The following is a 23,774-nucleotide window of genomic DNA, read 5'->3' as shown; positions in this document are numbered from 1 at the left end:
TGGCGATGGGCCCTCGAGGTTCCCAAAATTCTTCAGATATAGCCGAGCCGTTTCAGCACGGCTTCGGTCAGGCGGTCGCAGCGGCGGCCGGCAAACGGGAACACCTCCATGATCACGGGACCGATCTTCTTCTCGACATTGTCGCGCAGCATGGCGCGGGCGCGGTGCAGCCGCGTCTTCACCGTCTCGGGCTTGAGGTCGAGAAGTTCCGCGGTCTCCTCGACATTCATGCCCTCGACCACGCGCGTGATGAAGACGAGGCGAAATGCCTCCGGCAGTTCGTCGATGGCGGCCTCGACAACTCTGTGGATTTCGCGCTGGGCCATGGATTTTTCGGGATCGGCTGCAGTGGACATCAGAGGGAACTGAATGATCTGGGCGTCCAGCGCGCCTTGCGGCAGTGACGAAATCTCGACACCGCGTCGCTCGCGACGCAGCCGTCCCAGCGCCTCGTTCATCGCGATCCGCGACAACCAGGTTGAAAGGCTGGACTCGCCGCGAAAATCGGCAAGATGCGTGAAGGCCCGGACATAGGTTTCCTGGACGACATCCTCGGCCTCGCTGTCGTTGCGCAGGATGCCGCGCGCCAGCCGATAGAGCCTGCGGTTGTTGGCTTTAAGGATGGCGCGAACGGCGGCCTCGTCGCGGATCAATGCGCGCTTGACGAGTTCGATGTCGCCGGCCGCAGCCAGCGCAGACTTGGGTGTGGTGGCCGATTGCATGGCGTTCTCGCCTCTATTCCAGCGGATACCGGATTAGATGCGGCCGAGGCGCAGAGGTTCCCGGAAATCGTCCCCGCCCTACCCTTTGCGGCCGCGCGATTTCACCTCCTTGGCGTAGACCTCGTCCTTGAAGCCGACCAGCAGTTTGCCGCCGAGATCGAGCACCGGCCGCTTGATCATCGACGGCTGCGCCGCCATCAGTGCCAGGGCCTTGCGCTCGTTCAGGCCTTCCTTGTCGGCATCAGGCAATTTCTTGAACGTGGTGCCGGCCCGGTTGAGCAGCGTTTCCCAGCCGACCTCGTCGCTCCATTGCTTCAGCTTGTCCTTGGCGATGCCGGCCGTCTTGTAGTCGTGGAAATCATAGGCGACGCCATGGCCGTCGAGCCAGGCGCGCGCCTTCTTCATGGTGTCGCAGTTCTTGATGCCGTAGATGGTGATGCTCAAAGCCGTTCCTCGCGTGCGTTGCCACGCGAAAGTAGCTTCGCAACGGCTGTTGCGCCAGATTGGGCACCACGCCTCCTGTGAATTCCCCGGAGTTCTCAGCGTCCGTAGCGCGTGAAGACGAAATCGTGATCTTTCGCGTGGGCTTCATGGCATGCGAAGCAGGTCCGGTGCTGGGCCTCGTCCACGGGCTTGCCGTCGATGAACCGGCCAAAACCCCAGCCGCCGGTGGAGGCGTATCTGGCGGAATCCTTGACCATGATCTGGACGGTGGTGGGCGAGCCCGTGATGAAGGCGCCGTCGAGGCCTTCGACCGGGACATGCTTCCAGGCGAGCTTGACGAAAGTGGTGCCGTCCGGAAACGGCAGCGCGCCGTCCTGACTGGCCTTGACCGCCGCGGCATTGCCGAGGACGCCCCGGAGTTCATCGAGGCCGACCTCCTGCCCGACAGCGATCAGCTTCCAGTCGCGATAGCCATCGGGAATCCTGACGCCGAAGATCGGCGACGCCCCATCATCGGCAAGGCTCGCGGCGAAGGGCGCTGCCGTCGCGGCGCAGGTCACCATGAGGGCAGCCAAGGCCCATTTCAGATTCTGTCGCATATCTCGAGACCCGTGCTGCTTTTCGATCAGGCGTTATCGACATCGATGACGGCCTGCGCAAAGGCCTGCGGGGCCTCCTGCGGCAGATTGTGGCCGATGCCGCCGGTGATGAGGCGGTGCTCGTACTTGCCGGAGAATTTCTTGGCGTAGGCGCTCGGTTCCGGATGCGGCGCGCCGTTGGCGTCGCCTTCCATGGTGATGGTCGGCACCGTGATGACAGGGAATGTCGCGAGCTTCTTCTCTAGATCATCGTATTTCGCTTCGCCCTCGGCGAGGTCGAGCCGCCAGCGGTAGTTATGGATGACGATGCGGACGTGATCGGAGTTGTCGAAGGCGCTCGCACTGCGCTCGAAGGTGGCGTCGTCGAAATGCCACTTCGGCGAAGCGAGTTGCCAGATCAGCCTGGCGAAGTCGTGCCGGTACTTGTCATAGCCTTGCTGCCCGCGCTCGGTGGCGAAATAGAACTGGTACCACCATTGCAGTTCGGCCTTCGGCGGCAGCGGCATCTTGCCGGCCTCCTGGCTGCCGATCAGGTAACCGCTGACGGAGACCATCGACTTGCAGCGCTCCGGCCAGAGCGCGGCGATGATGTTGGCCGTGCGCGCGCCCCAGTCGTAGCCGGCAAGCGTCGCCTTCTCGATCTTGAGCGCATCCATCAGCGCGACGATGTCGACGGCGAGCGCGGCCGGCTGGCCGTTCCGGAACGTCGCATCGGAAAGGAAACGCGTGGGGCCGTAGCCGCGCAGGTAAGGGATGATCACGCGATAGCCGGCGGATGCCAACAGCGGAGCGACGTCGACATAGCTGTAGATGTCGTAGGGCCAGCCGTGCAGCAGGATCACCACCGGACCATCAGCGGGTCCCGCCGCGGCATAGCTGACATTGAGAAGGCCGGCGTCGATCTGCTTCAACGGTCCGAACGAGGTATTCGTGCCCGACCGTGCCGCGGGCAGCGTGGCCTTCTTGGCGCCCTGCGCATGGCTGTGCCCGATCAGGCCGAACTGGGCGGCGGCGAAGGTTCCGGCGGCTACGCCGAAGAAGCGGCGACGGCTCTGGTTGATATTCTGGGACATGGCGATCTCCATTTCGAACTGGCGACCTTTTGCCCCCTCCCGCCTATCAGCGCTTGGAGACTATCTGGATTTATCCTTCAGATGGCTTTGATTTTTGCGACAGGCGCCTTGTGCTAGGTTCGCTGCGACTCCCGTCACAGCCGGCAGGCCATAGAAATTTGCTCTATCATTTCAATAACTTCGTTCTGGATCCCGACCGCCGCGAGCTGCGCCGCGGCGACAGCCTCGTTGCCGTCGAGCCGCAGGTGTTCGATCTCCTGGAATTCCTGATCCGCTCGCGCGACCATGTTGTCAGCCGCGACGACCTGTTGGCCGCCGTCTGGCGCGGGCGCATCGTGTCGGAAGCGACGCTGAGCAGTCGGCTGAATGCCGCACGCGCGGCCATCGGCGACAATGGCGACGAGCAGCGGCTGATCCGCACGCTCCCGCGCAAGGGCATTCGTTTCGTCGGCGAGGTCCGCGAGCAAGCGGCCGATGAGAGCGCAGGGCCGCCCGTTGCCGCCTTCGAAGGCCCATCAATCGCGGTGCTGCCGTTCACCAATATGAGCGGCGATCCCGAGCAGGAGTATTTTGCCGACGGGGTTGCCGAGGACATCATCACGGCGCTGTCGCGCTGCAGCGGACTGTCCGTGATCGCGCGAAACTCCTCCTTCACCTACAAGGGCAAGGCGGTCGATATCCGCCAGGTCGGCCGCGAGCTCGGCGTCGGCTATGTGCTGGAAGGCAGCGTTCGCCGCGGCGGCGATCGGTTGCGGATCACTGGCCAGCTCATCGACGCAAGCTCGGCCGTCCATCTCTGGGCCGACCGCTTCGACGGCGATGCGAGCGAGGTGTTCGACCTGCAGGACCGCATCACCGAAAGCGTGGTGGCCGCAATCGAGCCGACGCTGCACCTTGCCGAAGCCGAGCGCCGCCGGTCTTCTCCGCCGAGCCAGCTCGACGCCTACGACCTGCTGCTGCGCGCCTACGGTCTGCGTTACGAGTTCACCACTGAGAGCATTGCGGCGGCGATCGACTGCCTCGACCAGGCGCTGGCGATCGATCACGCCTACGCGCCGGCCATGGCAGCATCCGCCTATTGCCATGCGCTGCGCCATTTCCAAGGGTGGATCGGGCCGGACGAGGACTATCGCGGCAAGGCCGTCGCGCAGGCCTGGCGCGCGGTCGAGCTCGCGCCGAACGATGCGCAGGTGTTGTGGATGGCGGCATTCGCGATCTGGAACATGGCCGACGAAATCGAGCCGGCGCGCGAATTGTTCAGCCGCTCGCTCGCGATCAATCCGAATTCCGCGATGGCGTTGACGCTTGGCGGCTGGATCGAGGCGATGCGCGGCAATCAGGGCGCCGGCCGCGCCATGATCGAGCGAGCGCAGCGGCTCAATCCCCGCGACCCGCGCGGCTGGTTCGCCTCCGGCGCGCTCGCGATCTGCGCCATCCTGGACGAGAATTTCCCCGAAGCGATCGTTTGGGCGGAGAAGGCGCTGGCGCAGAACCGCCGCTTCGCGGTGGCGCTGCGCGTCCTCACCGTGGCGCTGGTGAAAACCGGCGAGCGCGACCGCGCAGTACAGGTTGCGCGAGAATTGCTGAAGGTCGAGCCGGAATTTTCGATCGCAGGCTTCCTGTCGCGAATCCCCTTCCCGGTCGAGCCCATGGCGCGGACCTATGCCGAAGCGCTGCGGGCCGCCGGCGTGCCGGAATGAGTCGTCTTCGCTGACTCCTCAAGCGCTCTTTGGTTTCTTAGAGAGGTTCAGTGCCACGGCCTCGCGAATGAGCGCCTTCAACGCCGCTTCATCGATCTTGCCGCCCTCATGGAAATCGATCGCACGCCTGGTGTTGCCTTCGAGGCTGGAGTTGAAGAGGCCTGAAGGGTCCTCCAAGGAGGCGCCCTTAGCGAAAGTCATCTTCACGACGTTCTTGTACGTCTCACCGGTGCAGATAATTCCGGCGTGCTCCCACACCGGAACGCCCCTCCACTTCCACTCCTCGACCACTTCGGGGTCGGCCTGCTTGATGAGATCGCGGACTCGAGCGAGCGTCTCGCCCCGCCAATCACCGAGTTCCTCGATTCTCGCATCGATCAGTTGAGAGGGCGCGCCTACTTCCTTCGAGCCACTCTTGCTCTTGACCATGATGGTTGTCGCTTTCTTTACGGAAGTTTTGCTCGCCATTGCATTCACCCGCAGATGCTCAATCTGTCCGCCCCAGCACCTGTTCGAGATTCGCAAAGAACTGCTGCCACCCGGCGTGGGCGCCGCCGTAGGCCTGCTTCTGATCCGGCCGGAAGCCCGACTGCTCCATGCGCAAATGGGTTCCCGTGCTCGTTGGCGTGAGCGTAAAGGTCACTACGCTCTTCAGGTTGAAGGCGGCATCGTCGTGCGCAAAATTCCAGGTGTAGGACAGCGCCTTGTTCGGCTCGATCGCGAGGACCTCGCAGTCCAGCACGCCGCCCCATTCGCCGCGAAGGTTGAAACGGTGACCTACGACGGGCTTGAAGTCGCTCTTCATGAGCCATTCCTCGATCAGGTGTGGTTGCGTGAGCGCACGCCAGATCTTTTCCGGCGGATAGGGTATCTCACGTTCGACAATGACGGAGCGCGTTTCGGTCGCAATGGTGGTCATTGGTCCATCCTTTTGAGCAGATCTTCGAGGTGGTCGAACCGGCTTTGCCAGAAGCCGGCCATTTGGCTGGTCCAGTCGATCAGCGGGGCCAAGGCGCCGAGCTGCGCGCTGTAGTGCGTCTGGCGACCTTCGTGGCGGTCGCGCACGAGTCCCGCCTGTTTCAGAACACCAAGGTGCTTCGAGACGGCCGGCTGCGAGACCCCGGCCAGAGCCGTCAGAGCCCCGACCGTCTGCTCTCCTTCGCGACACAATCGCTCGAAGATGGCCCGCCGGGTCGGATCGGCGAGCGCCCTGAAGAGGTCATCGTGTGCGTTCGGCATTTGAGATCGATAACCCGCTGGCTATTGATTGACGTATAACCGGACAGATATATGTCAGTCAAGGGGCACGTGGAGCGGCATAATTGCTGTCAGCTTAGCCGCAAGCCATATGGAGGGCGCCTCGCACCGCTGCCTGAAATATCCCGTTGGTTATGCATCATGAATTGTCGTTATCGACCAGACGTGGCCGCGGCGTCGCCTAGGAGCCCCCGCCCGGCTCGAGCGCCTCGCCGAGTTCGAGCGGGTTTGCCATGGTCTCGTGCAGCTTTGCCTTGTCGAGCTCGCCCTCTGAAAGACTGATGACGACGCAGGCGACGCCGTTGCCGATCAGGTTGGTCAGCGCGCGGCATTCGCTCATGAACTTGTCGATGCCGACGAGGATGGCGAGCGACTGGATCGGGATGTCAGGCACGATGGACAACGTTGCGGCCAGCGTGATGAAGCCGGCCCCAGTAACGCCGGACGCCCCCTTCGAGGTGATCATGGCGATGCCCAGAATGCCAAGCTCCTGCCAGATCGTCAGAGGCGTGTTGGTCGCCTGTGCCAGGAACAGCGTGGCCAGCGTCATGTAGATGTTGGTGCCGTCGAGATTGAAGCTGTAGCCGGTCGGGATGACGAGGCCGACCACCGAGCGCGAGGCGCCGAGATGCTCCATCTTCTGGATCATCTGCGGCAGCACCGTCTCCGACGACGAGGTGCCGAGCACGATCAACAATTCGTCCTTGATGTAGCCGATGAAGCGGATGATCGAGAATCCCGAGAGCCGCGCGATAGAGCCAAGCACGATCAGGACGAACAGCGCGCTGGTCAAATAGAAGGTGCCGATCAGCGCCACGAGATTCCACAGCGAACCCAGCCCGTAAGCGCCGACGGTGAACGCCATCGCACCGAAGGCGCCGAGCGGCGCGACACGCACGATGATGCGGATCACGCCAAAGAACACTTTGGCCGCCTGGTCGATCGCATATGCAATCGGCTCGCCCGCCTTGCCCATGAAGGCGATGGCAAAGCCTGATAGAATCGAGATCAAGAGCACCTGCAGAAGGTCGCCGCGCGCCAGTGCGCCGAAGAAGCTGTCGGGGATGATCGCCATCAAATGGGCGATGATCCCCTCCTCTTTCGCCTTGGTCACGTAGGTCGCGACCGAACTGGGATCGATTGACGTCGGATCGATGTTGAAGCCCCGCCCCGGCTGCAGCGTCCTGCCGACGATCAGGCCGACCGCCAGCGCCACCGTCGACACGACCTCGAAATAGATCAACGCCTTCAGGCCGACGCGGCCGACGCGCTTGAGGTCGCCCATCGAGGAGATGCCATGTACGACAGTGCAGAAGATCACCGGCGCGATCATCATCTTGATCAGCGCGATGAAGCCGTCGCCGAGCGGCTTCATCTCCTTGCCGAGACCGGGATAGAAATGGCCGAGCAGGATGCCAAGCGCGATCGCGATCAGGACCTGGATGTAGAGGACCTTGTACCAGGGGTGGTGATGGGCGGCGGGGCGGATCGCTTCTGCTGTCATGGAGGCTCCGCGGATGGAGGGATCAGGATGGCGCCATCATGGAATGAGGTAGCGCCGCGAACAATGCACGTTCCCGTTCATGGTGCTTTGCGGAATAGTCGACCCTAACGCTGCAACCGTAGCACGTCGTCCGAGCATAATCTTTCGAGAAAACCCGACCCTCATCCTGAGGAGCTTGCATAGCAAGCGTCTCGAAGGAATGTGGCCCCGCCTGTGGCCCCGGCCTTCGAGACGGCCGCGGAGCGGCCTCCTCAGGCCGAGGGGAAAGATCTGAGTGCGCCGCTCCTCCCTGAGGCCGCGACATCGACCGCACAGACATCCGCGCGCCCTTGTCGTGCTCACAATGGGTGAGGAAACCAAAGGTCGAACGCTCGAAAGCATCTCGCATTGATCGAGAGCATTGCGGCTACGCAGGCCGCACCGACGCCCGATTGACCCTCCTCGTCACGCGTGAAATATCGTCGTGACGAGCAAAGGGAGAATCACGGCAGATGGCCGCGGACAGGCGAACCCCACGAGCCCGCACCAGCAAGACTGCCAGGTCCAGGAAAAGCCAGCCGGGCTCGCGCGACGTGCCGCGCAGCGTCGACCTCGAACGCGACGAGCGCGATCAGGAGACGTTGACGGACCGCGCCTATCGGCAACTGGAGGAACTGATCGTCACCCTCGCCTTGCCGCCTGAAACCATCCTGTCGGAACAGTCGCTGGCGGCGAAACTGGGCATCGGCCGCACCCCGATCCGCGAGGCGCTGCAGCGTCTGGCCCGCGACGGCCTCGTCGTCATCCTGCCGCGACGGGGCATCCTGGTGTCGCAGATCAACCTCAGGACACAGATGCGCCTGCTCGAAGTGCGCCGCGAGCTCGAGCGGCTGATGGCGCGCGGCGCGGCCGAGCGCGCGACGCCGGAGGAAATCGCTCAATTTACGACCATCGCCCGGGAGATGCGCCGCGCCTCCGATGAATCCGACGACATGACCTTCATGCGGCTCGATCGCGCCTTCAACGAACTGGTCAGCCAGGCCGCGAGAAACGAGTTCGCCTCCCGCGCGATGGGCCTGATGCACGGCCTGTCCCGACGCTTCTGGTACCAGCACTACCGGGAAGTCGGCGACCTGCCGCTGTCGGCGCGCCTGCACGCCGACGTCGCCGAGCGGATCGCCGCGCGCGATCCGGAAGCCGCGGCGAAAGCGTCCGATCGCCTGCTCGACTACATCGAAAGCTTCACCCGCAAGACCATCGAGACGTGATCCAGAGCGTTTTCGAGCGAAGTGGGTACCGGTTCGCGTGAAGAAAACGCGTCAAAGAATCTAGAGCACCACGACGCTGCGGATGGCCGTACCGCGCCTCAATGCCTCGAACCCCTCGTTGACTTGTTCGAGCGAGATACGCGCGGTGATCAACTGATCCAGCTTGAGCCGGCCGTCGAGCGCGGCCCGCGCCAGCATCGGAAAGTCGCGCAGCGGCCGCGCGCCGCCATAGCTGGAGCGTCGGATGCGCTTTTCCTGCATCAGCGAACCCCATCGAAACGCGACGTCCTGCGCGACATCGACCTTGCCGAGCCAGATGACCTCGCCGCCCGGCCGCACCGCCTCGCTCGTCATCCGAAACGCACGCGCGCTGCCCGCCGACTCCAGAACGACGTCGACGCCGCGGCCATCGGTCAATTGACGCGAAAGATCGATCACATCCTCCTTGGCGGCGTTGATCGCGTGCGTCGCCCCAAGCTGCTTGGCCAGATCGAGCTTGTTGTCATCGAGATCGACGGCGATGACAACGCCAGCGCCGGCCATGCGCGCGCCCTGCATCGCCGCAAGACCCACCGCGCCGCATCCGATCACCATCACGCTGTCGCCGTAGTGGATGGACGCGACGTTGAGCGCGGCACCCACGCCGGTCATGACGCCGCAACCGATCAGGCAGGCTTGATCGAAGGCAAGCTCCTTCGGCACCACGATCGCCTGCTGCGCCGGCACGATGCAGTATTCGGCGAGCGTGCCGAGATACATCAGATGCTTGAGCTCGCGCCCGTCGCTCAATCGGGCGCGGCTGCGACCGTCGAATTGCACCGCGAGCGGCGCCTGTCCCAGATAGGATTCGCAGAGGATCGGCAGGTCGCGATCGCAATAGAAGCAATGCCCGCAATGCGGATTCCAGGAGAGGACGACGTGGTCGCCGACCGCGACGCTACGGGCGTTCGGCCCGACCTGCTCGACGATGCCGGACGCTTCATGACCGAGCAGGATCGGCATCGGATTGCGCAGGCTGCCTTCGATCACCTCGAGGTCGGTATGGCAAAGCCCCACCGCCTTGATGCGGACGAGCACGTCGTCGGCCGCGAGTTCGCCCGCCTCGACCGTCTCGATGACGAGCGGCGATTTCGGCGCGTGCAGTACCGCCGCCTTGTATTTGAGCCCCACTTCGAGATCTCCCGCCCTGCCCTGTTTCAGGATGCGGCCCGAACAGCACCACTGTCTTTCCGCAGCGCCGCCAGCGCCGCGTCGATGTCGGCGGAACTCATTTCCCACTCATTGCCGAAATTGGCAACCACCGCCTTCATGAACAGCTCGACCAGCGCCTTTGCCGCGGCGGCATCGTTCAGGTGCTCGGCTAGGATCGCCAGCGACAGTTGTCGCGGCTCCTCCCCCTCATAGCTCCATTCAAAACCGTTCGCGGTGTAGCGGTGCAAGTCCGGCCTCTGATCGAGCGGCCGGCCATCCACCGTGACCACGACTCCGTCGATGGTGCGGTCTCCGCAAAACCTTTTCATGCGTGGTTCCTCCCGACACCTTAGAAATTTGAGCATGAAAAACCGGTTTCCACTTTTCCGGATCATGCTCCAGGCGTTAGCCGCCATCTTGCCGCGTTGATAGATTAGTGATATATCACACGCGAATTCGAATGTCATCCAAGTTCGACGTCGGGAGGTCGGCCATGGAACTCACATCAACCGCCATGTCGGATCGGCAGCGCCGTTACCGCGAAACCTATCGGGAGCGGGTCGCCGGCTGGTACAATGGCTGGCTGCACGTCTTCATCATCTACGTGATCGGCTTCACCGCGCTCTACATCTATCTCGCCAATGTTCGCGACCTGCGCGCATGGGAATTGCTGATCGTCCCCGTGACTTTTCTGGGTGCGAATTTCTTCGAGTGGTGGATCCACCGCTACGTGATGCACCGCCCCTCGCAGATCAAGGCGTTCCGCGCGATCTATAACCGTCACACCTTGATGCATCACCAGTTCTTCACCGATCATGAGATGCGCTTCGCCGATCATCACGACTGGCGCGTGACTTTCTTCCCGCCTTACGCGCTCGCCACCTTCACCCTGATGTCGATCCCGCTTGCGATCGTGGCCGGCACTATCATCTCGGCCAATGTCGGATGGCTCCTGATCGCGACGACGACGTCGATGTACCTGATCTACGAGTTCATGCATTTCTGCTGCCATGTCGAGGAGAACTGGTTCGTCCGCAACGTGCCGATGGTGAATACGATCCGCCGTCACCACACCGCCCATCACGATCAATCGATCATGATGGAGCGGAACATGAACCTCACCTTCCCGATCATGGACTGGCTGCTCGGTACGTCGGATCTCGACCGCGGCCTGCTCGGTCATCTCTTCAACGGCTACGATACACGCTTCGTCAAGCGCAACATGCGCAAGACCGCGCGCACCCCGCGGATCGATCCGGCTGTAAGCTCCGTGCCGGCGGAGTGACAGCCATGGCCGGCATCGAGCCGAACGGCCTCGCGCTGGCGCTGTTCGCAGCAGCCTTCGCAGCCTGCTGCCTGAGCTTCTTCACGCTGGTCGGCATGTTTCCGCGAAGCGCAAGGCCGCAATCGATCGCGGGCGCGTCCGGCGGGGTGCTCGTGCTCGCCAATCTCGCGTTACTCATGATTCTGCTCGCGGGTGTGGCCTCGTTTGCGCACCAGACGCTGCGCTGGACCTCCGTCGTGGTGTTCGGCGGCCTGATCTTCCTGTTCATTCCCGCGGTGTTTCAGGTCATTCCGGGCGCGTGGCGCGACAGCCGCAGCGGGCTCGCCGTCCTTGGCCTTGTCCAGCTCGCAGCGCTCGCGCTGATGCTCTCCCCGCTGCAGGGATTTACCGCCTCATAGAGGAGTGTGCCGATGCCCTTCCCGATCAAGACAGCTCTATCGATCATCGTGCTGCTCGTCGCTTGTGCGGCCTATTTCTACCAGGACTCGATCGGGCAGCACGGTCCGAAGATCGCGATCATGGTGCTCGCTCCGTTCATGGTGATCGCGATGTGGATATTCCCGGAGGTTACGCGGAAGTGAGAGGGTGACGCCTCCCGTTGGTCTCTCAGTAATTGATCTCCATCCGCAAGCCGCGAACGTCGACCTCCTCGCCGCCGAGACGCGCATTGCTGTCCCGCGCGGCCACCGCGCAGGCGCAGGCATCGATCAAATCGTCGCGTCCGATCCCGGTGCCGTAACGTTGCGCCAGCCAGCGTGAAAGTTTGACAAAGCCGCGCTCGGCCAACAGTCTCAAGCGCTGCTCGCGGCCTCGCTCCGACTTCTTGCCTTCCAGGCGGATCTGCTTGCCGAGATTTCGGAAGATCAGTTCCGGATGCGCCTCGCCGATGGTTGCCTGACGCTCCGGCGTGATGAAATCGTCGACCTCCCTGATCTTGTCCCTGATATTCCAGAGCTGGCAGGACACGCCCATGCCCGGCCCCTCGTGATGCCAATAGTAACGATTCGCCGAAGCCTGGTCCGCGAACTCCCAAAGATTGCGCCGCGCGCCGAGAAACACGGAAGCGCCGACCCATTCGCGGGCACGCAGATCGCACGTCCGGTGCCCCTTCATCGTCAGGCCGATCGGCATATCGATCATGGCGCGCTTGTGCGCAGCCGCGAGAAGCCGATCCAGGTGCGGCGAATAGTCGAAGCCGTGGTTACCCTGATCGTCGATCCAGGCCACTACCCAGCCGCCGCGAAAGCCGTCGAGACCGAGATAGCAGGACACATCCGCTCCTTGTTTGTTACGGTTACATTCTACGATGCAACTCTTGACCTTCAATACCAGCATATGCAGCTAGTGTAATTGCGAGCATCTGCAGACGATCGCCGCGGCGGGCGCGACGAAGTCGCATCGGACAACAGGAGACGGACATGCCCCTCGTTCGCATCGATCTTCGCAAGGGTAAGGACGCGGCCTTCCGGCAGGAGATTGGCCGCATCGTGTATGACGCACTCATCAGTGTGGGCGTGCCTGAGAAGGACCGGTTCCAGCTCATCAGCGAGCACGAGGCCGATGGCTTCCTGTTCGATGCCGACTATCTCGGCATCCACCGCACCAACGATCTCGTGATCATCCAGATCACCTGGAACGAGGGCCGCACCTCCGCGCAGAAGCAGGCGCTCTACAAGGCGATCGCCGACGGCCTGCACACCGCGCTCGGGCTACGCCGCGAGGACATCTTCATCAACCTCGTCGAGGTCAAGAAGGAGAACTGGTCGTTCGGCAACGGCATCGCCCAGTACGCGAGCTAACCGGGCCCGTTCTCAGGGCGCTCCGCCTGCCCTTGCCATCATCCATCGACTTCAGCACTATCCTCTCGCATTTCGAGAAAATGCGGAGGCGGGTTCGATGGAGGAAATCGAGGCCTTTCTGGCTGTTATCGAAACCGGCAGCCAGACGGCGGCGGCGCGCCGGCTCGGCCGGTCCGTGCAGGCCGTCAATCGCTCACTGCTGGCGCTGGAGCATAGTGTCGGCGTCGAACTCATCAGGCGCACCACGCGAAAATCCTTCGCCACCGAAGCTGGCCTTGCGTTCTATCGGCGCGTCAAGCCGGCGTTCTCCGAAATCAGCGAGGCGCGCCTGGAAGCGGCGCGCCGGCGCGCCGAGCCATCGGGACTGCTCCGCGTTACCGCGCCGGTCCTGTTCGGCTCGACTTTTGTCGCGCCCGCGCTTGCGGACTTCATCGCGCGCTATCCGCGCATCAAGGCCGACCTGCAAGGATCAGACCGCCCGATCGATGTCGTCGGCGGCGGTTTCGATCTTGCTATCAGAATAAGAGACCTGCCGGACTCCTCGCTGAAAGCACGCCGTCTCGGCGAGCTTCGCACCGTCGTCTACGCCGCGCCCGGCTATCTCGATCGCCATGGCCATCCACGCCATCCCGACGACCTCGTCCGCCACCAATGCATCCTGCACGGCACAGCCGAAGCCGAGACGCAAGCGTGGCGGTTCCAGGTGCGCGGCCGCCTCAGGAATGTGCGTGCGAGCGGTTGCTTCCGCACCGACAATGTCGCTGCGGCGCACGCCGCCGCCTGCCATGGCCTTGGCATCGGATATGGTCCGTTCTGGCAGATCGCCGAACTGTTCGATCGCGGTGCGCTGGAGATCCTGCTCGAAGAGTTCGAGGCTCCGCGGATTCCGATCCAGGCGGTGTTCCCGCCGAGCGGCATGCCACCGGCGAAGACGCGGCTGTTCGCCGACCTGCTCGCGGAACGCCTGAAGCGCGCGCGCCTCTAACGCGGTCTGATTTTCCCGATTTTCGGAAAGGTCAATTCTGCGCAGCGTTGATTGTCTCTCAGGCTCCGCAAACTCAACTTAGACGCGGCTCAGCGCGGAATTCGCCCTTGCCAGGCTTTTCAAATCGAGGAGCAGGCATGTCTCCCGACAGACGCACCCTGCTGCGTGCAGGCCTTGGCCTTACCGCAGCATTCGCTTCCGGTACTCAGATGAACACGCTAGCACAAGCCAATTCGAACGACCGATCGCAGCTCAAGGGCGAACTCAGTCATGACGAGGCTGTTCGCGCCGCGGCGGCAAATGATTTCGGCCGGATCATTCGCAAAGAGCCGCGCGCGGTCTTGAAGCCAGCCGAGAGCGAAGACATCGCGACCGTGATGCGATGGGCAGCCGAGCGAGGATTGAAGGTCGCAGCGCGCGGTCAGGGCCATTCGACCTACGGCCGTTCGCTGACCGACGGCATCGTCGTCGATATGCGCGGGCTCAATTGCATTGGCGAGGTCGAGGCGGATAGCATCGTGGTCGAGGCCGGAGCGACATGGCAGAGCGTGCTCGATGCGACGCTGGCGCGGGGACTGACGCCGCCGGTGCTGACCAATTATCTCGGCCTGTCGGTCGGCGGCACGATCGCGATCGGCGGCATCGGCGGAACGTCGTCGCGATATGGCATGCAGGCTGATCATGTGCTCGAAATGAGCGTCGTCACGGGCGACGGCCGGGAGCTGACCTGTTCGGCGACCGAAAATCCCGATCTGTTCGATGGTGTCAGGGCCGGTCTCGGCCAATGCGGCATCATCACCCGCGCCAGCTTGCGCCTGGCGCGCGCGCCCGACCGGGTCCGCCGCTATCAGCTCTTTTATCGCGATCTGGCGTCCCTGACCGCGGATCAGCGGCGCATGTTAACGGCGGGGCGCTTCGACCAATTGCAGGGCGCGATCCTGCCCGACGGCAGCGGCGGCTGGCGCTACCAGCTCGACGGCGCGATCTTCTACAACCGCGATGCCGCGCCCGATGAAAGCACAGCGCTTGCAGACCTCGCGGACGATCGCGGCAAGGCTGTTATCACCGACCTCACCTATCGCGATGACGCGCTGGCCTTCGCCAAACTTGAAAACCTGCTGCGATCGAAGGGCCAGTGGTCCATTCCGCAGCCGTGGCTGTTCACATTCCTGCGTGGCAGCAATGCCGAACAGGTGGCGCGCGAGATCGTCGGCGGCCTGAGCAACGGGGACGTCGGGCCATTCGGACGGATCACCTATTATCCGATGCTGACCGATGCGTTGCGCGCCCCGCTGGTGCGGTTGCCGGACGAGAGTATCGTCGTTCCATTCAACCTGGTCCGCATCCCTTCCGATACCGACGCGGCCTCGATCGCGCGGACGGTCGCGGCGAACCGCGCGTTCTACGATCGCATTCGCAAAGCTGGCGGCTTCCTCTATCCCGTCAGCGCCTTTCCAATGTCGTCAGACGATTGGCGCGAGCATTTCGGCCCGAAATGGCCGCTGCTGCGCGACGCCAGACAGCGCTACGATCCGCACAATCTGCTGACGCCCGGCTACAATCTGTTCCACGGCCAAGCATGATCGGTTCGCAGCCACGCGTCACTATTCCTCGAACAGCGCGCGCACGTCCTCTTCGGTGAGTGCCGCGCCGACGCGTCCCTCGCGATCGAACAGGCTGTCGGCCAAGGTACGCTTCCGCGCCTTGAGCTCGTCCATCTTCTCCTCGATCGTACCCGATGCCACCAGCCGATAGATGAAGACCGGCTTGTCCTGGCCGATGCGATGGGCGCGATCGATCGCCTGCTCCTCGACGGCCGGATTCCACCAGGGATCGAAGATGACCACCGTATCGGCCGCCGTCAGGTTGAGCCCGACGCCTCCGGCCTTCAGGCTGATGAGGAAGACATCGCTGTTGCCGTCCTGAAACGCTTCGATCGCGCGCTTGCGATTGGTCGTTTCTCCAGTCAGGACGCTGTAGCGGATAGCCTCTGCATCGAACCTGACCTTGATCAGGTCGATCATCGAGGTGAACTGCGAGAAGACGATGATCTTCCGGCCCTCGCTCAAGAGTTCCACAACCATTTCCATCAGCCGGTCAAGCTTGGCAGATGGGCGCTTGACGCGATCGTCGAGCTTCAGCAGCGCCGGATCGCAGCAGGCCTGGCGCAGCCTGAGCAGCGCTTCGAGAACGACGATGTGGCTCTTGGCCAGGCCGCGCTCCTGGATCGCCTTGCGGACCTTGTCCGACATCGACAGGCGAATGGAATCGTAGAGGTCACGCTGACTGCCCTCCAATGCGATGCGCTCGACGATCTCGCTCTTGGCCGGCAGTTCCTTAACCACCTCCGCCTTGGTCCGGCGCAGCAGAAATGGTTTCACGCGCTGCGCCAGCGCTGCTGCGCGTCGCGTATCCGTGCGCTTCTCGATCGGGGTGCGCCAGCGCCGGCCAAAATCGGTCTTGTCGCCAAGAAATCCCGGATTGGCAAAGCTCATGATGGACCAGAGCTCGCCGAGATGATTTTCCACCGGCGTCCCCGTCAGGCAGAAGCGATGCCGCGCTTTGATGCCGCGCAACCAGCGGGTGGTCGCGGCATTGGGATTCTTGATCGTCTGCGCCTCGTCCAGCACGGCCATGTGCCAATCGCGAGACAGCAGGACTTCGTGATCCCGCGCAATCAGCGGATAGGTGGTCAGGACAAGATCATGTTCCGCGATGGCGGCGAAGCTTTGCTTGCGATCCGAGCCGTGAAGCACGAGGACCTTCAAATCCGGCGCGAATTTTTGCGCTTCGCTGAACCAGTTCGTCATCAGGCTGGTCGGAGCGACGACAAGGGCAGGCTCGCTAAGGTGACCGCGCGCCTTCTCCAGCGACAACAGCGCCAGGATCTGGACGGTCTTGCCGAGCCCCATGTCGTCGGCCAGCACACCGCCAAGGCCGCTCTCCCGCAGCAGATCGAGCCAGTCCACTCCCTGCGCCTGGTACGTCCGCAGTTCGGCGCGAAAATTTGCAGGCAACGCCGGATTTGACAATTCGCGATCCCGAAGCAGATTGGCGAGGCGCCGAAGATTGTCGGCGCCGCTGAAAGCAAAGTCGTCATTCTCGAGCGCCAGCAGCGGCACGACATCCGCGCGCGAAAGCCTGATCTTTCCGGATGCCTCACCGAAAAGCCCGCTCAGGCTGAGGCTATGGAGCGCCAGCACCAATGGCAGGAAGCGATCGGCAGCGAGCGACAGGTGGCGGCCGTCGGCAAGCGGAAGATAGAAGTGGTCACCCGCCTCGGCGAGCTGCTTGATCCGATCGGGCGTGAAACTCGGTGTCGCGACCAAGGCAGCCAGAACCGGCGCCAGATCGCGTCGCTCGCCGTCGATTTCGACGCCGAGCGCCAGTTCGAACCAGTCGATACCGCTGGATTCCAATTCGGCATCGAAGACGCCCTCGGACTGCGCCAGCCGATACGGAAAATCGTCATCGACCAGTACATCGAAGCCTTCCGCGCGCAACTCAGGAAGGCCGAACTCGAGAAAATCGAGCCAGGCATGAGGTTCCCCGAACGTCAGATCGTCCACATGGCCGCCATCGAGGAACCGGTGGGTCAATCTCGCTTCGCGGAAATCGAATTCCAGCAGCCGCTGGCGCGCGCCTTTCTCCTTCGACCGCCGCCGCGTGATCGTGTAGGCCTCGCCGGCCTGGAATGCTTCAAGCGGGTTTCCCTTTTCCTTGGGCTCGATCTCGACCGGGCCGTAGCGGAAACTGAGATGGGCAACCGCGATCCGGTCGGGCCTGTCGTGGAAATACTGGGCACTCAGGCCCTCGCGTCCTCGCTTGAGCCGCAAGATCGGAATCGGATCGTCGTCGATCTTCACCGCCGCTGCCGGCGTTCCCGGCAACAAGCCTCGATGAAGCTGCGGCAACCTTTCGCCGAGGCGGCGCGCCACTTCCGCGACTTGCGCGCGCGGGATGACGGGCGCCGACAAGAGCTGATAGGCAAGCCGAGGCGGCAGGCTCAGTTCGACCGGGCCGATCACGCCTGCGGCCTCGTCCATATAAACCGGCGGCTCGGCGTTAAGGCCCATCGCTCCCGGCACCGTCAGTTGCGGGGCAAGGCCCTGCTTGCTGGCCTGGCGCCAATCGATGCGTCCCTCGCGCGCCTCGCCCCACTGTAGCGGCCGCCCCTTGTGATCGCGCCAGAACGCACGTCCGGTCGCGATGATTTGCTGCAGGAGTTCGCGGGATTGCAACCGAGGTGGGTGATAGTACGCCCCTCGCTCTCTCGTGAGCTGCATCAGAATGTCGATGTCGGTATCGCGAAAATACTTCGGCGCACGTTCGGGCGAAAAGCCGGAGATGCCCGGACGCGTAGGGCTGCCCCCGAACGTCCCGTCCTTGCGCATCTGGATCGAGAGTAGCGACACCCCCAGCAACGGCATCTGCGCACCCGCTTCAGCGGGCTGCAGGCAGTAGAGCAACCGATGCGTCACATCGACGGGATAATCGTCTCCGCGCATGGCGGCGCCGATACTGTCGAGCCATGCGGTGACATCGTAAGGCAGAATCGGCACGGAGCGGACGGGAGTCTTGCCGATGTCCGTTTTCCGCTCGGACGGCAATGCACCGCTCAGCGCCTGGAGCATCGTCGCCACGACATGCTTGCAATTGACTCCGACTGGACAACTGCAAGTGCCGTCGAGGTCGACTAGACGCCCATGGTCGAATTCGAGCTCGATGTCGACACGATAGGGGCTGGGCTCACCTCCGCGCACCTTGCCGCGGATGCGCACGAGGTCGTCGCTGATTTCCAATCCCGTGACGCGCCCTTGGGCCTGGTAGGCGTAGCCCTTCTCAAATGCGGAACGGCTGAAGAAGCTGTAGATGTCCTTTGTCTTGACGACATCCGAGAGCCTCTGACCGAAATCCTCGACTGCAGACATTTGCTATGATCCGGCAATAACGGGCGGGACCCGTGATCTTTCGCGATCACGCCCGCCCGAACAGCTTGGTCATAGTAATGCGCCGAACTCGTGGTGCAAATTTGCCTGGCGCGGCCGAGCCCCATCGCGCCGGTTCATTGCGAAGGTCCGGTTCTTTTCAACAGAAATTTTGGTGAGTCGAGACTTGTTTGGAAAGGAGTACCACCGCGGCCAGTTCCCGCTCCCGCCGCTGTCGTGGGTAGCCGTGCGTTTCTCACGCCGTTCTCTGAACCGCGCTCCATGTCGCCGTGCTCGAGGCATCGGCTTCCATCGCCGAGATCTTGCCGGTGTTGAAATCGACGACGAACGTCACGATGCTGGATTTCACGGCTGCCGTGGCCTGCACCGCGCTTCCGCTCGCATTCTGCGCCGCGGTGGCCGACACAGCGGCGCTGTTCATGGCGAAGGTGAATATCTGGCGGTTGCCGACCTTCGCGCTCGATACCATCGTGTATTGTTTTCCCGCGCCACCACTGCCAACTCCAGCGGAGCCGCCGAACAGCGTTGACGATGCGCTGGAACCATCGGGGCCGTAAATCTGGACGTCGCTGTTGTTGGTCAGCGCGTTGCCCGTGGCGGTGACGTGGAAGCCATTGAAGGAGAGCGTCTCCGAGAAGCTACGCTTCGGGAGGATCGTGCCGGGCGGCGGCGCGTCGCCATTCGCGTCAGTCGAGGTCACGTTGCGGTTGCCGGCAATCACCGTCACTTCGGTGGTGCTGGTCAGCGAAATCCCTGCCAGTTCTTCGAAGCTGACCGGTTTGCCGCCTGAAGAGGACGCTTGTGCCTTGTCGGACGAAGAATGCAGCGGCTGGGGCTTGCCCGCCGCTCTCAGCGATTGGACCAGGGCCGACAGCCTGTCGGCCGCGACCTGATCTGTTTTTGCCTGAGCCAAAACCTGCTTCGCCCGATCGGAGAGATCGACAATGTCGGCCGGATCGCCCGGGATTTCGCGTCTGATGACGTGGCGCCGTCCGGCTGAAGATCGTCCGCCACGGACGAGGCAGCATCAGCGAGCAAGGATGCAACGGAGCCATAGGCCGACGAGCTGGTCGCGCTGATCACACTCATCTCTTGCTACCCCTCCTGGGCGCGATGCCGTGTCATGGCGAAAGCATGTCGGCTGCCAAACGGCCATTGCGATCACGCGACAGCTTTACCCGCGCCGATGAAGGAATGGTTAACGAAACATGAGCAGAGCGATAAACGCACCGACATCGTCGCGCAGGCGCGAAGGACGTGGCTACAGTCACACCACTTCGAGCGGCACGAACGGCCCGTCCGGCAACCGCACGACAATGGCATCGTCCGGCCGCACCTCGCCGCCTTCAACGACAATGCCCATCACGCCGCCCTTGCGAACCAGTTTGCCATCGACGCGCGCGATGATCTCGCGCAGCATCCCCGGCTGAAACGTATCGATCTGCACGCAACAACTGCGCAAGCCCATGATCTCCACGACCGCATCGCGCCCGATTTGCAGCCGCGTGCCCACGGGCAACGCCATCAGGTCGATCCCGCGCGTAGAGATGTTCTCGCCGAGGTCGCCGGGCCGTACGACGAAACCCTTGCGGGTCAGATCGTCGATGAGCTCCGCCTGGATGAGATGAACCTGCCGCAGGTTCGGCCGCGCCGGGTCTCGTTCCGCATCGAAGCGGTGCCTGACCAGCGGCCCACAATGCGCGTCGCCGTCGATGCCGAGCCCTTTGCGCAGCATGATGACATCTTGCGGATGTTTGGTGAAGCTGTGCGTGCCGCTGAGGAAAACACCGAGCACGAAAGCCGACTGAGTGTCGGTCAAACCAAGCATGGCACAAACTCCGTTGTGCGGATATGCGTTGGTTGACGGTAACGCCTACGCGGCAAGCTCGACGAGCAAACCGTCTGCTTGTTGTTTTTCACGCCGAAAACAGCTTGGCAAGCCTAACTATCAGGCACCAGATGCCTAGCCCGGCTTGCTGCCGTCGAGGCTGACGATGACGGCGGCGTTGGCGATGATGATGGTATCGCTGCCCTGCTCGGCCGGAATCTCGAGCCCGCCTTTGACCGCGGTGACGGTCACCGTGCCGTAGGGCAGTTCCTTCGCAACAACTGCCGTATCGACCGCATCGGGATTCGGCACGCCAATGGTGACATCGACGAACATGTCGTTGGCGGTCTTGCCGAGCATGCGGAAGAAGCCGAGGCTCGAATGGCGGATGGCGTCCGAGACCGCGCGCCTGGCTGCCTTGGTCGCGTCCTTGCCGTGAACATCGACGCCCATGCCCATCTCGGTGATACAGCGAACGCGTGCCATTGGATTTCCTGCTTGTCGTTGGGCGCAATGAAGCTGACGCAAGCCAAACCAGGCCCACCCCGCTCGATCATTCGCTTAAAGGATAGCGTACAATTCTGCGGCCGCAAATTCGAAAACGCCAACCGTCGGCCGCCTCATCAAAATCCGTCCGCGGCTCTGTCAAGTATTCCTGCTCCGCAAGCTTTCCGCGAGCGCGGAAAGCGCACTGGCAAGTTGTGTTGCAGCTTCCGGCGGAGGCAGCGGCACTTTGAGGTTTTGCACACCGGTGGTCGGATCACGCTCAATCCATGGATGACTCGGAGCGTCCGGATCGTTGGCAGCGGCTAGAGCGCCCATGAGTTGCACGCCAACCTGCACCAGCGCCTGCCACGGATCGGAGCCTCCGCCGTGCGGCGGCGCTCCGGAACCATCAGTCCGCACGATCGCCATCTTGCCGGCACCAACGTCCACAAATGCACCTGCATCTTCCACAGCTTCGGCATCATCGGTCGCAGGGATATTCCTCACTTCCTCGGCTGGCGTCACGGTCTCGCCGTCACCCATGTTTCCAGTGACGTTTTCCACCTCCTTCATGAAGCGAGTGAGACGCGATCCGCCGAGCGAAATCTCGCCGCTGCCGCCGTCGAGAATTCCCGCCGACAGCGAGCGCTTGAAGGCCAGCACCGACAGCATGCCCTCCTCAATGGTGCCCTTTGCCACGAAATTGATAACCCGCACCGGCCGGGCCTGGCCCAGGCGATGGACGCGCGCGATGCGCTGCTCAAGGATCGCCGGATTCCACGGCAAATCCACGTTCACCAGTGTCGAGGCATGCTGCAAATTGAGCCCGGTGCTGCCGGCGTCGGTGGACAGGAAGACGCGGCAGGCAGGATCGTCACGAAACTGCGCGACCAGCGCCGGCCGCTTGTCCGATGGCACGCCGCCGTGGAAACTGACGTAGCCCAGCCCGCGCGCCTCGAGGCGGCGGATGATGATGTCGTGGGTCCGCGTCCACTGCGAGAATACGACCGCCTTGGCGTCGGGCTCGGCGAACAATTGATCGAACAGCGCCGCCAACTCGTCGGCCTTGACTCCGTGGTCGGTCTCCTGGTCCAGCAGATAGGTGCTGTTGCACGACATGCGCATGTTCTGTAGCGCACAGGCCAGCCGCCGCTGATCCTTGTCCGACAGAAACCTGGTCTTGCGCCAGCGCTGGACGATCTTCGCCACCTGATCCGCGTTGTCCCGGTGGTGCAGCATTTGCATCTCGGTCATCGGCACCAGCAAGTTCTGATCGGTCCGGCTCGGCAGTTGCCGCAGCACCTCGGATTTGCGGCGGCGGATCATGACCGGTGCGAGCGTTTGGCCGATCTTCTCCAATCCGGTATAGCCGGTGACACGCCCGGCTTCGTCCCTGACCTGATGCTCGTGCAGCAGCTTCCAGGTCGGTCCAAGCCGGTGTTGATCGACGAACTGAACGATGGAGATCAACTCTTCCAACTTGTTTTCCAGAGGCGTCCCGGTGAGCACGATCGCATAGGAACTATCGATGCGCTTCAAGGCGCGCGCCGCAATGGTGTTCCAGTTCTTCACACGTTGCGCTTCATCGACGATGACCAGTTCGGGCGCCCAGGCGGCGATCAGGTCCAGATCGGGCTTGAGCTTCTCGTAATTCGTGATCTTGCAGAAATCGTCCAGGGCGTACTCCTTCTGCCGCTGCGCCCGGCCACCGCTGATGACGCGCGCCGCATTTTCGCCCTGTCGCCCCGAGAAACGCGTTACCTCGCTTTGCCACTGGTACTTGAGCGAAGTCGGGCAGATCACCAAGACTTTCGAGACGCCAAAATGCCGCGCCAATATCTCCGTCGCCGCGATCGCCTGGATGGTCTTGCCCAGTCCCATCTCGTCGCCGATCAGCGCCCGACCCGCCCGCACCGCGAACAGCGCGCCCTCAGCCTGGTAGGGATAGAGCGGCACCTTCAGAAGCGCCAGAAGCTTGGGATCCGCGGCACCACGGGGGAACAACTGCTCGAGTTTCGACGCCCGCCGATCCGCATCGCGCCTTCCTGCGACGAAATCGAGCGCATCGTCATAGGCGCGGAGTTCATGACCGTGTTTCGATGTCACGGCCATGAACGGTTCAAGTTCGCCGAAGCGCTCCTCTGGCAGGATTCCGTTGCGTGCGACGTCGAACAACTCGCCGGCGGCCTTGCTCACCGCCGGCGGACAATCCGTTCCGGCGCGAAAATACACGCTGCGTTTGCCCTCATTGCGCAAATACAGTTCGGAAAATGCAGGTTGGTAGCCGCGCGCAAACGCCGCCCTGGCGCCGCGCTTTTTCTCAAGCCGGGCAAGCGTGAATTCGATGTGCTTGCATGTTCCCAACTCGCTGGTGGCATAGTCGGGGCATGAACAGAAATTGCCACCGGGTCCCAACCCTCGAATCGCAACGCGATAGCTGGATTCCGATGCGGGATTGCTGACCCGAAACTCGGAGAAGTACGGTTCGCTGCCCAGATTCTCGAGCCCGAAGGCCTGCTCCCGGCCAAACTGGCGTCGCAAGCCGCGCTGCCAGTCCACCGGGGACAAATCTCCAGGTGCTTGCGTGCGCGAGAGCTTGGGTTCTTTGCCCGGCTTGGTTGCCGGTTTCAGGCGCGTGGATCTCATCGAATTACGTCCATCTGGAAGGTTTCGCGTGACACATTGATTTGGCCTCTCAGCATTCC

The 23,774-nt window shown here is 62.9% G+C and carries 24 protein-coding genes; 8 read left to right on the top strand and 16 right to left on the bottom strand.

From position 1 onward, the window contains the following. Positions 1-32: 32 nt before the first annotated feature. The 4 genes from ACZYOF_RS08140 to ACZYOF_RS08125 all read right to left on the bottom strand — a co-directional run bounded on the left by ACZYOF_RS08140 (position 33) and on the right by ACZYOF_RS08125 (position 2,838). The gene (locus tag ACZYOF_RS08140; protein WP_463715415.1) at positions 33-722 is read right to left on the bottom strand and encodes an RNA polymerase sigma factor; all 690 of its coding nucleotides are present in this window, start codon (positions 720-722) and stop codon (positions 33-35) included. 78 nt (positions 723-800) lie between these two features. After that, a complete protein-coding gene (locus ACZYOF_RS08135) occupies positions 801-1,166 on the bottom strand; it encodes an ArsC family reductase (RefSeq protein ID WP_463715414.1) in 366 nt (121 codons plus the stop codon). Positions 1,167-1,261: 95 nt separating this feature from the next. Beyond that, positions 1,262-1,765 carry a cytochrome P460 family protein gene (locus ACZYOF_RS08130; RefSeq protein WP_463715413.1) on the bottom strand — a complete coding sequence of 168 codons (504 nt, stop codon included), beginning with the start codon at positions 1,763-1,765 and terminating at the stop codon, positions 1,262-1,264. Positions 1,766-1,791: 26 nt separating this feature from the next. Then, the gene (locus ACZYOF_RS08125; protein WP_130581327.1) at positions 1,792-2,838 is read right to left on the bottom strand and encodes an alpha/beta fold hydrolase; all 1,047 of its coding nucleotides are present in this window, start codon (positions 2,836-2,838) and stop codon (positions 1,792-1,794) included. A 158-nt stretch (positions 2,839-2,996) separates the two neighbouring features. Here ACZYOF_RS08125 and ACZYOF_RS08120 point away from each other — a divergent pair, with 158 nt between their 5' ends. Further along, entirely contained in the window at positions 2,997-4,538 is a 1,542-nt protein-coding gene (locus tag ACZYOF_RS08120) for a winged helix-turn-helix domain-containing protein (RefSeq protein WP_463715412.1), read from the top strand. A gap of 18 nt (positions 4,539-4,556) precedes the next feature. Here the strand turns inward: ACZYOF_RS08120 and ACZYOF_RS08115 are convergent, their stop codons facing one another. From ACZYOF_RS08115 to ACZYOF_RS08100, 4 genes are all read right to left on the bottom strand, one after another. Continuing rightward, entirely contained in the window at positions 4,557-4,967 is a 411-nt protein-coding gene (locus ACZYOF_RS08115) for a DUF1801 domain-containing protein (protein ID WP_282529940.1), read from the bottom strand. A 58-nt stretch (positions 4,968-5,025) separates the two neighbouring features. Further along, positions 5,026-5,457, bottom strand: coding sequence for an SRPBCC family protein (locus tag ACZYOF_RS08110; RefSeq protein ID WP_282529910.1), 432 nt, complete (start codon positions 5,455-5,457; stop codon positions 5,026-5,028). Then, positions 5,454-5,777, bottom strand: a complete 324-nt coding sequence (locus tag ACZYOF_RS08105) for an ArsR/SmtB family transcription factor (RefSeq protein ID WP_282529909.1) — start codon at positions 5,775-5,777, stop codon at positions 5,454-5,456. Before ACZYOF_RS08105 ends, ACZYOF_RS08110 begins: the two co-directional genes overlap by 4 nt. A 199-nt stretch (positions 5,778-5,976) precedes the next feature. Next, positions 5,977-7,299: a dicarboxylate/amino acid:cation symporter gene (locus ACZYOF_RS08100; RefSeq protein WP_130581330.1), complete on the bottom strand. Its 1,323-nt coding sequence runs from the start codon at positions 7,297-7,299 to the stop codon at positions 5,977-5,979. A gap of 572 nt (positions 7,300-7,871) precedes the next feature. On the opposite strand from ACZYOF_RS08100, the gene ACZYOF_RS08095 reads away from it, so the two are divergent. Beyond that, positions 7,872-8,546, top strand: a complete 675-nt coding sequence (locus tag ACZYOF_RS08095; protein WP_463715411.1) for a GntR family transcriptional regulator — start codon at positions 7,872-7,874, stop codon at positions 8,544-8,546. Between the two features lie 60 nt (positions 8,547-8,606). Here the strand turns inward: ACZYOF_RS08095 and ACZYOF_RS08090 are convergent, their stop codons facing one another. Both ACZYOF_RS08090 and ACZYOF_RS08085 read right to left on the bottom strand, forming a co-directional pair. Continuing rightward, positions 8,607-9,716 (bottom strand): Zn-dependent alcohol dehydrogenase, encoded by a 1,110-nt coding sequence (locus ACZYOF_RS08090; RefSeq protein WP_463715410.1) that lies wholly within the window; start codon positions 9,714-9,716, stop codon positions 8,607-8,609. 26 nt (positions 9,717-9,742) lie between these two features. After that, entirely contained in the window at positions 9,743-10,066 is a 324-nt protein-coding gene (locus ACZYOF_RS08085; protein WP_463715436.1) for a DUF6166 domain-containing protein, read from the bottom strand. A 164-nt stretch (positions 10,067-10,230) separates the two neighbouring features. Between ACZYOF_RS08085 and ACZYOF_RS08080 the strand changes: the two genes are divergently transcribed. The 3 genes from ACZYOF_RS08080 to ACZYOF_RS08070 are packed head-to-tail and all read left to right on the top strand — an operon-like array spanning position 10,231 to position 11,603. Continuing rightward, positions 10,231-11,022, top strand: coding sequence for a sterol desaturase family protein (locus ACZYOF_RS08080; protein WP_463715409.1), 792 nt, complete (start codon positions 10,231-10,233; stop codon positions 11,020-11,022). Between the two features lie 5 nt (positions 11,023-11,027). Further along, on the top strand, positions 11,028-11,420 hold the full coding sequence (locus ACZYOF_RS08075; RefSeq protein ID WP_282529904.1) for a hypothetical protein: 393 nt from the start codon (positions 11,028-11,030) through the stop codon (positions 11,418-11,420). Between the two features lie 12 nt (positions 11,421-11,432). After that, the gene (locus tag ACZYOF_RS08070; RefSeq protein ID WP_165421325.1) at positions 11,433-11,603 is read left to right on the top strand and encodes a hypothetical protein; all 171 of its coding nucleotides are present in this window, start codon (positions 11,433-11,435) and stop codon (positions 11,601-11,603) included. 25 nt (positions 11,604-11,628) lie between these two features. Here ACZYOF_RS08070 and ACZYOF_RS08065 read toward each other — a convergent pair whose 3' ends face one another. Beyond that, positions 11,629-12,294, bottom strand: a complete 666-nt coding sequence (locus ACZYOF_RS08065; RefSeq protein WP_463715408.1) for a DUF429 domain-containing protein — start codon at positions 12,292-12,294, stop codon at positions 11,629-11,631. A 146-nt stretch (positions 12,295-12,440) separates the two neighbouring features. Here ACZYOF_RS08065 and ACZYOF_RS08060 point away from each other — a divergent pair, with 146 nt between their 5' ends. From ACZYOF_RS08060 to ACZYOF_RS08050, 3 genes are all read left to right on the top strand, one after another. Then, positions 12,441-12,821: a tautomerase family protein gene (locus ACZYOF_RS08060; protein ID WP_130581336.1), complete on the top strand. Its 381-nt coding sequence runs from the start codon at positions 12,441-12,443 to the stop codon at positions 12,819-12,821. A 97-nt stretch (positions 12,822-12,918) separates the two neighbouring features. Further along, a complete protein-coding gene (locus ACZYOF_RS08055; RefSeq protein ID WP_463715407.1) occupies positions 12,919-13,806 on the top strand; it encodes a LysR family transcriptional regulator in 888 nt (295 codons plus the stop codon). 137 nt (positions 13,807-13,943) lie between these two features. Beyond that, on the top strand, positions 13,944-15,389 hold the full coding sequence (locus tag ACZYOF_RS08050; RefSeq protein WP_463715406.1) for an FAD-binding protein: 1,446 nt from the start codon (positions 13,944-13,946) through the stop codon (positions 15,387-15,389). 21 nt (positions 15,390-15,410) lie between these two features. Here the strand turns inward: ACZYOF_RS08050 and ACZYOF_RS08045 are convergent, their stop codons facing one another. From ACZYOF_RS08045 to ACZYOF_RS08025, 5 genes are all read right to left on the bottom strand, one after another. After that, entirely contained in the window at positions 15,411-18,737 is a 3,327-nt protein-coding gene (locus tag ACZYOF_RS08045; RefSeq protein ID WP_463715405.1) for a DEAD/DEAH box helicase, read from the bottom strand. A gap of 253 nt (positions 18,738-18,990) precedes the next feature. Next, positions 18,991-19,668, bottom strand: coding sequence for a hypothetical protein (locus tag ACZYOF_RS08040; protein ID WP_130581756.1), 678 nt, complete (start codon positions 19,666-19,668; stop codon positions 18,991-18,993). Positions 19,669-20,022: 354 nt separating this feature from the next. Further along, positions 20,023-20,583 (bottom strand): MOSC domain-containing protein, encoded by a 561-nt coding sequence (locus tag ACZYOF_RS08035; protein WP_130581755.1) that lies wholly within the window; start codon positions 20,581-20,583, stop codon positions 20,023-20,025. A 135-nt stretch (positions 20,584-20,718) separates the two neighbouring features. After that, positions 20,719-21,069 carry a Lin0512 family protein gene (locus ACZYOF_RS08030; RefSeq protein ID WP_130581754.1) on the bottom strand — a complete coding sequence of 117 codons (351 nt, stop codon included), beginning with the start codon at positions 21,067-21,069 and terminating at the stop codon, positions 20,719-20,721. A 159-nt stretch (positions 21,070-21,228) separates the two neighbouring features. Further along, positions 21,229-23,715: a DEAD/DEAH box helicase gene (locus tag ACZYOF_RS08025; RefSeq protein ID WP_463715404.1), complete on the bottom strand. Its 2,487-nt coding sequence runs from the start codon at positions 23,713-23,715 to the stop codon at positions 21,229-21,231. Positions 23,716-23,774: the final 59 nt, after the last annotated feature.

It is taken from the genome of Bradyrhizobium sp. LeoA1Lang (genome assembly GCF_055413685.1).
This window is presented reverse-complemented; position numbering and strand designations above follow the sequence as displayed.